This is a genomic window from Paenibacillus sp. ICGEB2008, from assembly GCF_000307675.1.
GTDB classification, from domain to species: Bacteria; Bacillota; Bacilli; order Paenibacillales; family Paenibacillaceae; genus Paenibacillus; species Paenibacillus polymyxa.
This window is the reverse complement of record NZ_AMQU01000017.1, coordinates 6,167-21,221: the sequence shown is the minus strand read 5'-3', so window position 1 is coordinate 21,221 and position 15,055 is coordinate 6,167. Positions and strand designations below refer to the sequence as shown.

Annotated in this window: 1 protein-coding gene; it reads left to right on the top strand. The window is 57.8% G+C overall.

The genetic code is table 11. The features are described 5' to 3' along the window. Nucleotides 1-46: 46 nt before the first annotated feature. On the top strand, nt 47-15,040 hold the full coding sequence (locus C400_RS26460) for a non-ribosomal peptide synthetase (protein WP_017427759.1): 14,994 nt from the start codon (nt 47-49) through the stop codon (nt 15,038-15,040). Nucleotides 15,041-15,055 lie beyond the last annotated feature (15 nt).

Below are 15,055 nucleotides of genomic sequence, written 5' to 3'. Positions count from 1 at the left end.
GCAAGCGAAGCGGTGACCTGGCGAAAGCCATTGACATTGTTGGCACATGTTTGAAAAGGCGGAGAGCGAGGCTGGAGCGTTGCTGCTGCATATGCTCCGCCGGATTGCTTTTACCGATGAAGAGAGGGGAACGATCCAGATGGCTTTTGAAAAAGAAACGTTGTTTTGGAACGAAAAATTCGGTAGCGACGATTATACCTTGACGCGGCTGCCTTACAGCAAAGCTCCAAGCTCCCTGACGCCCATTATGACAACCGTCGGTGGGACGCTTTCGGAGGAAGTGGCGCAGCGCGTCCTTCAAATGAGCAAGGGCGCTCCGCTGGCCACTTTTATGATTTTGCTCGCAGGTGTTCAGTCCCTCTTGCATAAATATACAGGCGCTTCTGACATTCTGGTCGGCATGCCGGTTGTACGGAAACCGACGGAGACGCGCCGATCCGTTAATCATACGATCATTTTGAAAAACTCGCTTTCGGCGGGTGCGACTTTTAAAACGCTTCTGAGCGAGCTGAGGACTTCCTTGCCGGAAGCGATTCAGCATCAACATATTCCGTTCTTGAAAATGACGGAGAAGCTGGATCTGCAATATGCAGACGGGATACCCGTCGTCCATACGCTAGTATCCCTTAAGGAGCTGCACCTGGACGAAATCGGACAAAACGTGGTCACGGATTGTTCCTTTGAATTCAGCTTAACGGGCGGGACGATACAGCTAGCGTTGTCATATAACGAGCACTTATATGACTCCGAGTTCATGACTCGGGTCGTTGGCCATCTGAATCGCCTGCTGGCCGTGGGGCTTCACGAGTTGGAGCTTGACATCGTGCGGGCGGACATGCTATCGGAGGACGAGAAATTTCAATTGTTGCAAAGCTTTAACGATACCGAGAAGGACTATCCCCGTGATCGGACGATTCATCAACTCGTGGAGGAGCAGGCGAAGCGGGTGCCCGAAGCGACGGCGGTTGTCTTTGAGGGTCGGCGGCTTTCGTACGCGGAGCTGAACGAACGGGCGAACCGGCTGGCGCGGACGCTGCGATCGGTCGGTGTGCTGCCCAATCAGCTGGTAGGCTTGATGGCCAGGAGATCACTGGAGACGGTCGTTGGCATACTGGCGGTTCTGAAAGCTGGCGGTGCCTACGTGCCGATCGACCCGGAATACCCGGAAGAACGCATCCGCTATATTCTGGAGAACTCGAACGCGCAGCTGCTGCTGACTCAAAGGGAGCTGCTGCAGCAGGTGCCGTTCGAAGGAAACGTGTTGGCGCTGGATGACGAGCAGGCCTACAGCGACGATGGCTCGAACTTGAAGCCGGCCAGCGGTCCGAATGATCTGGCTTATGTCATCTATACGTCAGGTACGACGGGCAAACCCAAAGGGGTCATGCTGGAGCATCGCGGTTTGGTCAGCTTGAAGCTGATGTTCGCGGACAGGCTGGGCATCACGGAGCATGACCGGATCGTTCAATTCGCCAGCCTGTCGTTCGACGCGTCCTGCTGGGAAATGTTCAAAGCGCTCTATTTTGGCGCGGCTTTGTATATCCCGACGGCCGAGACGATTCTCGACACCCGCTTGTTCGAGAGTTATATGAACGAGCATGCGATTACGGCGGCGATTTTGCCTCCAACGTACAGCGCTTATTTGAACCCGGACCGCCTTCCCAGCTTAACGAAGCTCGTAACGGGAGGCTCTGCGGTATCGGCCGAATTCGTGCAGCAATGGAAACCGAAGGTCCACTATTTCAATGCTTACGGCCCTACCGAAGCTTCGATTGTTACGACGCTTTGGGATGCGGATGAGGAGCAGTCGGAGCGCAGAGTCATTCCGATTGGGCGCCCGCTGGCCAATCACCGGATTTTTATTTTGGATGCCCACCTGCAGCTTGTGCCTCCGGGAGTGGACGGCGAGCTGTGTGTGGCAGGCGTGGGGCTTGCGAGAGGTTACCTGAACCATCCGGAGCTGACGGCAGAGAAGTTCGTGGAACATCCGTTTGCGCCGGGAGAACGCCTTTACCGGACGGGAGATCTCGCCCGCTGGCTGTCGGACGGAAATATTGAGTACTTGGGCCGGATCGATCATCAGGTGAAAATCCGTGGATTCCGGATCGAGATCGGCGAGATTGAAGAGCAGCTTCTAAAGATCGACTCCGTGCAGGAGACGATCGTAATCGCGCGGGAAGGCAAAAGCGGGCAAGAACTGTGCGCTTACCTGGTCGCGGGCCACCCGCTTACGCTCGGCGAGTTGAGAAGCGCGCTGGCGCAAAAATTGCCGAATTACATGATTCCGGCGCATTTTGTTCAGCTTCCGCGGATGCCGCTCACGCCGAACGACAAAATCGACCGCAAGGCTTTGCCCGTCCCGGAAGGAAACGCACTGACCGGCGGCGCGTACGTAGCTCCCCGCAATGAAGCCGAGCGGACGCTTGCCGATGTGTGGCAGGCGGTATTGAACGCCGATCGCGTTGGGGTAACGGATCATTTCTTCGAGCTGGGCGGAGACTCGATCAAGTCCATTCAAGTATCTTCGCGGCTTCATCAAGCCGGGTACAAGCTGGAAATCCGGGATTTGTTCAAATATCCGACTATCTCACAGCTCAGCCTGCATGTGAAACCGATCGGACGTACCATCGATCAAGGCGAAATAACGGGTGAAACGGCGCTGACGCCGATTCAGCATTGGTTTTTCGAGAGCTCCTTTGCGGACCCGCATCATTTCAACCAGTCGGTGATACTGTACCGGAAGGAACGCTTCGACGAAGAGACGGTGCGTCAGGTGCTGCAAAAGCTGGCCGAGCATCATGACGCCTTGCGGATGGTGTTCCGCAAAACGGAACAAGGGTTTAGCGCGCGGAACCGTGCGATTCAAGAAGGCGGGCTGTTCACGCTGGACGTGTTCGACTTCAAGGATGCAGAGAATACCGCGCAGGCTGTGGAAGCGAAGGCAACGGACATTCAAGCGGGCATCGATCTGGAGAACGGGCCCCTCGTGAAGGCAGGACTGTTCCGATGCGCGGACGGCGATCATTTGCTGCTCGCGGTTCATCATGCCGTGGTGGACGGCGTGTCTTGGCGTATTTTGATGGAGGATTTCGCCCTGGGTTACGAGCAGGCCGGCAAAAGTGAGGAAATTCGTTTCCCGGCGAAAACGGATGCGTACCGCACTTGGTCCGAGCAGTTGGCCGCTTACGTGCAAAGCCCGGAGATGGCGAAGGAACGGGCCTATTGGCAGGCCGTGGAACAAATTGCGGTTCCGGCCGTGCCGAAGGATCTGGAGGCGGACGTTACGACGCAGCAGGACAGCGAATCGCTGTTCGTCTGTTTGACTCCCGAAGAAACGGAACTGCTGCTGAAGCGGGTTCACCGGGCCTACAACACCGAAATGAACGATATTTTGGTAACGGCGCTCGGCATAGCCATTCGCAAGTGGACGGGACACGAACGGGTGCGGATCAATCTCGAAGGACACGGACGCGAATCGATCGGAACGGATATCGACATCACGCGCACAGTCGGCTGGTTTACGACCAAGTTTCCGGTCGTCCTGGAGCCGGAAACCGACCGGGATTTGGCCTATCAGATTAAACAGGTCAAGGAAAGTTTGCGCCGCATTCCGAACAAAGGGCTTGGGTACGGCGTATGCCGCTATCTCTCCAAATCGGAGGATGGCTTTGTTTGGGGTGCAGAGCCGGAAATTAATTTTAACTACCTCGGCCAGTTCGACGATGATGTCAACCAGGACGAGATCGGCATATCTTCTTATTCCAGCGGCAGCCCGGCCAGCGACCGGCAGGCCCGCAGCTTTGTGCTGGATATCAACGGCATGGTGCTGGACGGCGCTTTATCGCTCGATCTCAGCTACAGCCGGAAGCAGTATCGCAAGGAAACGATGGAAGCCTTCGCTCAGCGGCTTGAGCAAAGTCTCCGAGAGCTCATTACCCACTGCGCAGGCAAAGAAAACACCGAATTGACGCCGAGCGACGTGCAATTTAAAGGCTTGACCATCGCGGAATTGGAGCAAATCGCCCAGCGCTCGGGCCATCTCGGGGAAATCGAAAATATTTACTCGCTTACGCCGATGCAGAAGGGCATGTGGTTCCACAGCGCGCTTGACCGGCAGACGGCCGCTTACTTCGAGCAAACGCGGTTTACGATGCGGGGAGCACTCGACGTCCAGCTTTTCGAGAGGAGCTGGATGGAGCTTGCGAAACGTCATCTGGTGCTGCGGGCAAATTTTGTGAAAGGACCGGCGGGCGAGCCGCTGCAAATCATATACCGCGACAAGACGGTCGGCTTTGAATATGAAGAGCTGCTCCATTTGCAGGCGGACGAGAAACAAGCGTATTTGGATAAAAAGGCCGAGGATGACAAGCTTCGCGGCTTCGACCTGGAACATGACGCGCTCGTTCGGGTTACGATCCTGCGCACCGAAGAGCAAAGCTATCATGTGCTGTGGAGTTTCCAGCATATTTTGATGGACGGCTGGTGCCTGCCGCAGCTGACGCAGGAGCTGTTTGAGACGTATTCGGCTTTGGCATCCGGCAAGCAACCAGCGGGAGATAAGGGATCGGATTATGGCGCTTATATCGAATGGTTGGAGAAACAGGACGATCAGGCGGCATCCGGCTATTGGACGGCATTCCTGGCAGGTTATGAAGGGCAAACCGTACTCCCAGGACAAAAGGAACCGGCGCCAAACGGCAGATTTACGGCTGATCACGTCACCGCCGAGCTCGGCAAGGACTTGAGCGAGCGAATGGACCGGGTGGCGAAACAGCGCCTGGTTACGGTCAATACGCTGCTGCAAGCCGCTTGGGGCGTGATGCTGCAAAAATATAACGGGACAAGCGATGCCGTATTCGGCAGCGTCGTAGCCGGAAGACCGGCGGAAATCCCGGGCATCGAGTCCATGATCGGGCTGTTCATCAATACGGTGCCGGTCCGCGTCACGAGCGAAGCGGACACCGTGTTCGCCGACCTGATGGCGAAGCTCCAAGAGCGGGCGCTGGAGTCTGGGCGTTATGATTACTATCCGCTGTATGAAATTCAAGCCCACAGCGTGCAAAAGCAGAACCTGATCAACCATATCATCGCTTTCGAGAACTATCCGGTGGACGAGCAGATGGAGCAGGCGGGCGACCAGCAGCACGGAGACCTGACGATCGCTGACGTTCAGATGGAGGAGCAGACGAATTATAACTTCAACGTGACCGTGGTGCCGGGAGACGAGATCGAAATTCGGTTCGACTTTAACGCAGAGGTGCTCGATAAAGACAGCATCGAGCGGCTCAAGGGGCATCTCGTCCATCTGCTGGAGCAGGTGACGGATAACCCGGAAATTACAGTGGGCGAGCTGGAACTTGTGACGGAGGCGGAAAAGGCCGACCTTCTCGGACGTTTTAACGACACCATCACGGAATTTCCGCGCGGGAAGACGCTCATTCAATTGTTCGAAGAGCAGGCGGAGCGCATCCCGGATGCAGCTGCCATCTCCTTGAATGAGCAAGAGCTGACCTACCGCGAGCTGAACGAACGCGTCAATCGCCTTGCCCGTACCTTGCGTAGCCACGGGATATCCAAAGGCCGTCTGGTCGCCATTATGGCTGAGCGTTCCATCGAAATGGTGGTGGGTATGCTGGCGGCACACAAAGCCGGAGCGGCTTACGTACCGATTGACCCGGAATATCCCGAGGAGCGTATCCGTTTCTTGATCGAGGATTCGGGAGCGCAGGTCATGCTGACGCAAAGCCGCTTGCGCGAGCGCCTGGCGGGTTCGGGATCCGTGATCTTACTGGATGACGAGTCCTTCTATCACGAGGACGGCACAAATCTTAATCCGGGCACCGAAGCGACAGATCTGGCCTGCGTCATCTATACGTCAGGTACGACGGGCAAGCCGAAAGGCAACCTTGTTTCGCACCGCAACATCGTGCGGATCGTGCGAAATACGAATTATATCGACATCACCGAGCGGGATCATGTCCTCCAGCTTTCAAGCTATTCGTTCGACGGAGCGATTTTCGATATTTTCGGCGCTTTGACCAATGGGGCGCGGCTGGTGCTGGTTCCCCGCGAGACTTTGCTGGAAATCGGCCGGCTGGCGGATCTCATCCAGCACGAGCGCATCTCGGTCATGCTGATTACGACGGCTTACTTCAACGTCCTTGTAGATGTGAACGTCGACTGCCTGCGGGATGTCCGGGCGATTTTGTTTGGAGGAGAGCGCGTGTCGGTCGGCCATGTACGTCAAGCGCTCGCCCATATCGGACCGGGCAGGCTCAACCATCTGTACGGCCCGTCGGAAAGCACGGTTTATACCACGTACCTTCCGGTCGACTTTGTCGATGAGTCGGCGGTTACCGTACCCATCGGACGGCCGATCAGCAATACGACGGTGTATATCGTCGACAGCCGGAATAAGCTTCTGCCGATCGGCGTGGCTGGAGAGCTTTGCGTCGGCGGAGAAGGCTTGGTACGGGGCTACAACAACCGGCCGGAGCTGACGGCGGAGAAATTTGTCGACAATCCGTTTGTGCCGGGAGAGCGCATGTACCGAACGGGGGATTTGGCCAAATGGCTGCCGGACGGCACGATCGAATACGTGGGACGGACGGACGACCAAGTGAAAATCCGCGGCTTCCGTATTGAACTGGGCGAGATCGAAGCTCAGCTTCAGAAAGTGGAGGGAATTCGGAAAACGACGGTATTCGCGAGGGAAAACGCCTTCGGCGAGAAGCAGCTTTGCGCCTATTATGAAGCGGACCGCGAGCTTCCAGCGGCCGAGCTGAAGAGCGTGATTTCCCAGGAACTGCCGGCCTACATGATCCCGGCGTACCTGATCCAGTTGGAGCAGCTCCCGCTGACGGCGAACGGCAAGGTCGACCGCCGATCCCTCCCGGCGCCGGAGGAGAGCTTGCAGCCGGGCGAAGGACGTACTCCGCCTCGTACTCCGCTGGAAGCCAGCTTGGCCGGAATTTGGAAAAGCGTACTCGGATTGGAGCACATCGGCGTTCATGACAACTTCTTCGACCTGGGCGGCCATTCCCTGCGGGCGACGACACTGGTGAGCAAGGTGCATCAGGAGCTGAACGTCGAGCTGCCTCTGCGCGACGTATTCCGCTACTCGACGATCGAAGAGATGGCTCTCGCCATCACCCGGATCGGAGAGCAGTCATTCTCATCGATTCCGCTGGCAGGCGTAAGAGAATATTATCCGCTTTCCTCAGCTCAGAAGCGGCTGTTTATCCTGAATCAGCTAGAAGGGTCCGATCAGAGCTACAACATGCCGGGCGTGCTGCTGCTGGAAGGATCGATTGACCGGAGCCTGCTGGAGAAGGCTTTCCGCGGACTGATCGTACGGCACGAAACGCTACGAACCGGCTTTGAGATCGTACAAGGCGAAGCAGTACAGCGCATTTACGAGAGCGTCGACTTTGCCGTCGAGTACCGTCATGCGAGCGAGGAAGAAGCGCCTGAAGTCGTGCAGGCCTTCATCCGACCTTTCGACTTGGCGAAGCCTCCGCTGCTGCGGGTGGAGCTCGTAGAGCTCGCAACCGAACGTTATTTGCTGATGTTCGACATGCACCATATCGTCTCCGACGGGGTTTCGATGGACGTGTTAGTCGAGGAACTCGTTCGTCTGTACGGTGGCGAGTCATTAGAGCCTTTGCGCATTCAATACAAGGACTATGCGGTATGGCAGCAGTCGGACGAGCAAAAAGCGCAGTTGAAACGCGAGGAAGCTTACTGGCTGGACCGTTACCGGGGTGAACTGCCGGTTCTGGAAATGCCGACGGACTATCCGCGTCCTGCCGTGCAGAGCTTTGAGGGACAAACGCTGACGTCCTTCGTGGACGAGGCAACAAACGAAGGCTTGAAGCAACTGGCCGCTCAAAGAGGAACGACGCTGTATATGGTGCTGCTTGCGGCATATACCGTGCTTTTGCATAAATACACAGGTCAGGACGATTTGATCGTCGGAACGTCGATTGCGGGCAGAACGCACGGAGACACGCAGCCTTTGATCGGAATGTTCGTCAATACGCTGGCGCTCCGCAATTATCCGGCTTCGGAGAAGACCTTCCTGTCGTATCTGGAAGAAGTGAAAGAAACGACCTTAGGTGCTTACGAGCATCAGAATTATCCGTTCGAAGAGCTCGTCGATAAAGTGCAGGTCAGCCGGGATTTGAGCCGCAATCCGCTGTTTGACACGATGTTCTCCCTGCAAAACTTGGAGGATAAAGAGTTTGAGCTGGAAGGGCTGAAATTGTCCCCGTACCCTAGCGAATACGGTACGGCCAAGTTCGACCTGAGTGTGGATGTTACGGAAGAAAACGGCGGCCTGGAGTGCAGCTTTGAATTCGCAACGGCTCTTTATAAAGAAAGCACGATCCGGCGGTTGTCGACTCATTTCGGACATTTGCTTGCGGCGATCGTAAGCTGTCCGGATGCGAAGATCGCCGAGCTGAACTTGCTGACGGCAGAGGAAAAAGAACAAATTCTCGGCGCGTTTAACCCGGCGCAGCCGGAAGTGGCTCCTGCGGCCGCGTTCCACCGGCTGTTTGAGGAACAGGCGGAGCGCACGCCGGAAGAGACGGCCGTCGTGTACGAGAACGACCGGCTGACGTATGCGGAGCTGAACGAGCGGGGAAACCGCTTGGCGGCCACGCTGCGCGCAAGCGGCATCGGCCGGGAGACGATCGTCGGCATTCTCGCCGAGCGTTCGGTGGACTTGCTGGTGGCCGTGCTGGCCATCTGGAAAGCGGGTGGGGCGTATGTGCCGCTTGACCCGGATTATCCGGCGGGCCGCGTGCGGTTCATGCTTGAGGACAGCGGAGCGAAGGTGCTGCTGACGCAAACGGCGCTGCGAGAGCGTGCCGAAGCCTGGCTCGGCGAAGAGGAGCTGGCGCTAGCGGCGGTGCTGTACCTGGACGACGAAGCGTCGTACAGCGAGGAGCGGGCGAATGCGCCGATTGTCTTCGGCATTTCCAGCAAGCTGACGGATGCTGTGGACGACGGTGATGAGAGCCCTCAGAATGTTGGCACCGACAGCTTCTATGAAGCCCGTCCGGAGGATCTGGCTTACGTAATCTACACGTCGGGAACGACGGGCAAGCCGAAGGGAGTGATGATCGAGCACCGCAGCCTGGTGAACACGGCGGCGGGCTACCGGCGGGAATACCGGTTGGATCAGTTCCCGGTGCGGCTGCTGCAGCTCGCCAGCTTCTCGTTCGACGTGTTCGTCGGCGACATTGCGCGGACGCTGTACAATGGCGGCACCATGGTCATCGTGCCGAAGGACGACCGGATCGATCCGTCTCGTCTGCACTACTGGATTGAGCGGGAGCGGGTCACCATCTTCGAATCGACGCCAGCGCTGATCGTGCCGTTCCTAGAGTATGTGCACGAGCAGCGGCTCGATATGAGCTGGATGGAGCTGTTGATCACGAGCTCGGACAGCTGCAGCGTGGGGGATTACCGGACCTTGCAGGAGCGCTTCGGTTCGTTGTTCCGGATCATCAACGCATACGGCGTGACGGAAGCGGCGATCGACTCCAGCTTCTACGACGAGGAGCTAGCGAAGCTGCCGCAGACAGGCCATGTGCCGATCGGCAAAGCATGGCTGAACGCCAAGTTCTACATCGTGGACGTGCATCTGAACCCGGTGCCGGTCGGGGTGCTGGGCGAGCTGGTTATCGGCGGAGTCGGAGTGGCGCGCGGGTACTTGAACCGTCCGGAGTTGACGGAAGAGAAGTTCGTAGACAGCCCGTTCGCCACGGGCGAGCGGTTGTACCGCACGGGAGACTTGGCGCGGTGGATGGAAGACGGCAACGTGGACTTCATCGGCCGGATCGACAACCAGGCGAAAATCCGGGGGTACCGGATCGAGACGGGCGAGATCGAGTCGCAGCTGCTGCGGGTGGAAGGCGTACGCGAAGCGGTGGTGCTGGTTCGAAGTGACGCGAACGGGCAGAAGGCGCTATGCGCGTATTACACGCCGGATACCGGAGCGGAGCTGGCAGTAAACGATCTGCGCAGCGCGCTGGCGCAGGAGTTGCCGGGGTACATGATCCCGTCGTACTTCGTGGAGCTGGAGCGCCTGCCTCTGACGCCGAACGGAAAGATTGACCGGAAGGCGCTGCCGGCGCCGGAAGGGGAAGCGGGAAGCGGAACGGAGTACGTCGCACCGCGCAATGAGCTGGAAACAAAGCTGGCGGCGATTTGGCAAGAGGTGCTGGGGCTTGCGAAGGAGATTGGCGTTCACGACAATTTCTTCGACATCGGCGGCCACTCCCTGCGGGCGACGACGCTGGTCAGCAAGATTCATAAAGAGTTGAACGTGGATCTGCCGCTGCGCGACGTGTTCCGCCATTCCACCATCGAGAGCATGGCGGCCGCCATTTCCCGGCTGGATGAGCAGACATTCGTTTCCATTCCGGTGGCGGATGACCGAGAGGTGTACCCGCAATCTTTTGCTCAAAAACGTCTCTTTATCCTGAATCAACTGGAAGGCGCGGAGCTTAGCTACAACATGCCGGAAGCGATGCTGCTGGAGGGTGCTTTGGACCGGGCAAGGTTCGAAGAAGCGTTCCGTAAGCTCGTGACGCGGCATGAAACGCTGCGCACCGGGTTCGAAATGGTGGATGGCGAAGCATCGCAGCGGATTTATCAGGACGTGAATGTTGCCGTGGAGTTTTATCGAGCGGATAAGCAAGAGGCCGAAGAGACGGTTCGTCGTTTCGTCCGTCCGTTTGACTTGGCGAAGCCTCCGCTGCTGAGGGTAGGCCTTGTCGAGCTGGCTCCGGAACGCCATATTCTAATGTACGACATGCATCATATTATTTCCGACGGCGTATCGATGGAAATCTTTGTTGAAGAATTCGTCCGCTTGTACGGCGGCGAGCAATTGGAGCCTCTGCGCATTCAGTACAAAGACTACACCGTTTGGCAGCATTCGCAGGAGCAGAAGGAACGGCTTCAGCGCCAGGAGGCATACTGGCTGGACATGTTCCAAGGCGAGCTTCCGGTGCTGGAAATGCCGACCGACTATCCGCGTCCGGCCGTGCAGAGCTACGAAGGCCAAACGCTGGAGTTTTTCTTCGACGCTTCGAAAACCGACGGCCTGAAGCAGCTGGCCTCGGAAACGGGCACGACGCTGTTTATGGTGCTGCTTGCGGCGTATAACGTCCTTTTGCATAAATATTCAGGTCAGGAAGACGTGATCGTCGGTACACCGATTGCTGGAAGGAATCATGGAGATGTACAGCCGTTGATCGGGATTTTCTTAAACACGCTGGCTATCCGCAGTTATCCGGCTTCGGAGAAGACATTCCTGTCATACCTGAACGAAGTCAAAGAAACGACCCTCCACGCCTTCGAGCATCAAAACTATCCGTTCGAAGAATTGGTGGACAAGGTGCAAGTCACCCGTGATTTAAGCCGCAATCCGCTCTTCGACACGCTGTTTACGATGCAGAATACGGAGAACGAGGAATTTGAGCTGGAAGGGCTTCGCCTGATTCCTTATCCGAGCGCACTGGATACCGCGAAGTTTGATATCAGCTTGGATGTGGGCGAGGAGAACGGCGGCTTGGATTACAGCTTCGAATATGCGACGGCTCTCTACAAAAGGGAGACGATCGAACGGCTGGCGAAACATTACGAACAGCTGCTCGTAACGATCGTAAGCCGTCCGGATGCGAAGATCGCCGAGCTGAACTTGCTGACGGCAGAGGAAAAAGAACAAATTCTCGGCGCGTTTAACCCGGCGCAGCCGGAAGTGGCTCCTGCGGCCGCGTTCCATCGGCTGTTCGAAGAACAAGCGGAGCGCACGCCGGAAGAGACGGCCGTTGTGTACGAGAACGACCGGCTGACGTATGCGGAGCTGAACGAGCGGGCAAACCGCTTGGCGACCACGGTGCGCGCAAGCGGCATCGGCCGGGAGACGATCGTCGGCATTCTCGCCGAGCGTTCGGTGGACTTGCTGGTGGCCGTGCTGGCCGTCTGGAAAGCAGGCGGGGCGTATGTGCCGCTCGACCCGGATTACCCGGCGGAGCGCGTGCGGTTCATGCTTGAAGACAGCGGAGCGAAGGTGCTGCTGACGCAAACGGCGCTGCGAGAGCGTGCTGAAGCCTGGCTCGGCGAAGAGGAGCTGGCGCTAGCGGCGGTGCTGTACCTGGACGACGAAGCGTCGTACAGCGAGGAGCGGGCGAATGCGCCGATTGTCTCCGGCATGGTCTCCGGCAAGCTGACGGATGCTGTGGACGACGGTGATGAGAGCCATCAGAATGTTGGCACCAACAGCTTCCATGAAGCCCGTCCGGAGGATCTGGCGTACGTGATCTATACGTCGGGAACGACGGGCAAGCCGAAGGGCGTGATGATCGAGCACCGCAGCCTGGTGAATACGGCGGCGGGCTACCGGCGGGAATACCGGTTGGATCAGTTCCCGGTGCGGCTGCTGCAGCTCGCAAGCTTCTCGTTTGACGTTTTCGTGGGAGATATCGCGCGGACGCTGTACAACGGAGGCACGATGGTGATTGTGCCGAAGGACGACCGGATTGATCCGTCTCGTCTGCACCATTGGATTGAGCAGGAGCGGGTCACCATCTTCGAATCGACGCCGGCGCTGATCGTGCCGTTCCTGGAGTACGTGCACGAGCAGCGGCTGGATATGAGCGGGTTGGAGCTGTTGATCACGAGTTCGGACAGCTGCAGCGTGGCGGATTACCGGACCTTGCAGGAACGCTTCGGCTCGTTGTTCCGGATCATCAACGCATACGGCGTGACGGAAGCGGCGATCGACTCCAGCTTCTACGACGAGGAGCTGGCGAAGCTGCCGCAGACAGGCCATGTGCCGATCGGCAAAGCGTGGCTGAATGCGAAATTCTACATTGTTGACGCGCATCTGAATCCGGTGCCGGTCGGGGTGCTGGGCGAGCTGGTCATCGGCGGAGTCGGAGTGGCCCGCGGGTACTTGAACCGTCCGGAGCTGACGGAAGAGAAGTTCGTAGACAGCCCGTTCGCCGCGGGCGAGCGGCTGTACCGCACGGGAGACTTGGCGCGGTGGATGGAAGACGGCAACGTGGACTTCATCGGCCGGATCGACAACCAGGCGAAAATCCGGGGGTACCGGATTGAGACGGGCGAGATCGAGTCGCAGCTGCTGCGGGTGGAAGGCGTGCGCGAAGCGGTGGTGCTGGTTCGAAGTGACGCGAACGGGCAGAAGGCGCTATGCGCGTATTACACGCTGGATACCGGAGCGGAGTTGGCGGTGAACGATTTGCGCAGCGCGCTGGCGCAGGAGCTGCCGGGGTACATGATCCCATCGTACTTCGTGGAGCTGGGGCGCCTGCCTCTGACGCCGAACGGAAAGATTGACCGGAAGGCGCTGCCGGCGCCGGAAGGGGAAGCGGGAAGCGGAACGGAGTACGTCGCACCGCGCAATGAGCTGGAAACGAAGCTGGCGGCGATTTGGCAAGAGGTGCTGGGGCTTGCGAAGGAGATTGGCGTTCACGACAACTTCTTCGACATCGGCGGCCACTCCCTGCGGGCGACGACGCTGGCGGGCAAGGTATTTAAGGAATTAAACGTCAACCTGCCGCTGCGCGACGTATTCCGTCACTCGACGATTGCGGCGATGGCTGAGGCGATCGCCCGGATGGAACGGCGGGAGCATGAGGCCATTCCTCAAGCGGAGGAGAGAGAGTACTACCCTCTGTCCTCCGCGCAGAAACGGCTGTTCATTCAGCACACGCTGGATGGAGCGGATCAGCTTTACAACATGCCGGAGCTGGTGCAGGTGGAAGGCGAGTTTGATTTAGACCGGTTGGAAGCCGCCTTGCGGAAATTGATAACACGGCATGAATCGCTGCGCACCGGTTTTGAAATCGTGAAGGGCGAAGCGGTTCAGCGGATTTACCCGCAGGTCGATTTTGCTATCGAGCATCATCAAGCGGATAAAGAGGATGCGGCTCAAATCGAGCAGATCGTCCGCAGCTTCATTCGACCGTTTGATCTCGGCAAGCCGCCGCTGCTGCGCGCCGGGGTCATCGAGCTGGAGCCGAACCTGCATATTCTCCTTTTCGACATGCACCATATGGTGTCTGACGGCGTATCGATGGCGATTGTGATCGATGAGTTCTCAAGTTTCTACGCCGGGGAAGAACTGCCGCCACTGCGCATTCAATACAAGGATTATGCCGTTTGGCAGCAGTCGAAGGCCCACCGAGAGCGGATCGGGCGGCAGGAAGCGTACTGGCTGCAAACCTTCGAAGGCGAGCTGCCGACGGCGGACCTGCCGATCGACTACGAACGGTCCGCGGCTCGCAGCTACGAAGGCGCGCATCTGGAGTTCAACGTCGAAGCTTCTCTCTCTGCGCGGCTGCGCGAATTGGCGGCCGAGCGTGAAAGCACACTGTTCATGGTGCTGCTTGCGGCTTATACCGTGCTGCTGTCCAAGTACAGCGGGCAGGAGGACTTGATCGTGGGCACCCCGGTGGCGGGAAGAACGAACGCCGATTTGGAACCGGTCATCGGGATGTTTGTCAATACGCTGGCGATCCGCAATCGTCCTTCGGGCGACAAGACGTTCTTGTCCTACCTGGAAGAAGTGAAGGAAACGGCTTTGGGTGCTTTCGAGAACCAGGATTATCCATTCGAGGAGCTCGTGGAGCGTTTGAATGTGAAGCGGGAGCCGGGCCGCTTCCCGCTGTTCGATGCCGTTTTCGACTTGCAAAATATCGAAGAACGAGACGCCGAGCTGGAAGGGGTCAGCCTGAAGACTTACGAGCTTGACCATTTGGAAGAAGCAAAGTTCGATCTGACGCTGTTTATGTATGAAAACAACGGGGCGCTGAGCGGGGGCTTCTTCTACGCCACCAAGCTGTTCAAAGAAGCGATGATCCGCACCTTGACCGAGGATTACCTGCGGGTACTGTCTCAAATTGCGGAAAATCCACAACTCAAGCTAAGCCGGATTGAATGCCATAAACCGGCGGCAGGCGCAAAGAGTGCCGTCGATACGATCGAATTCGCGTTCTAATCCTACAAGCGCGCC

Bases quoted from the DNA above. Each gene is read 5' to 3' on its own strand.
- C400_RS26460 (WP_017427759.1), top strand. From the start codon at position 47: ATGTTTGAAAAGGCGGAGAGCGAGGCTGGAGCGTTGCTGCTGCATATG.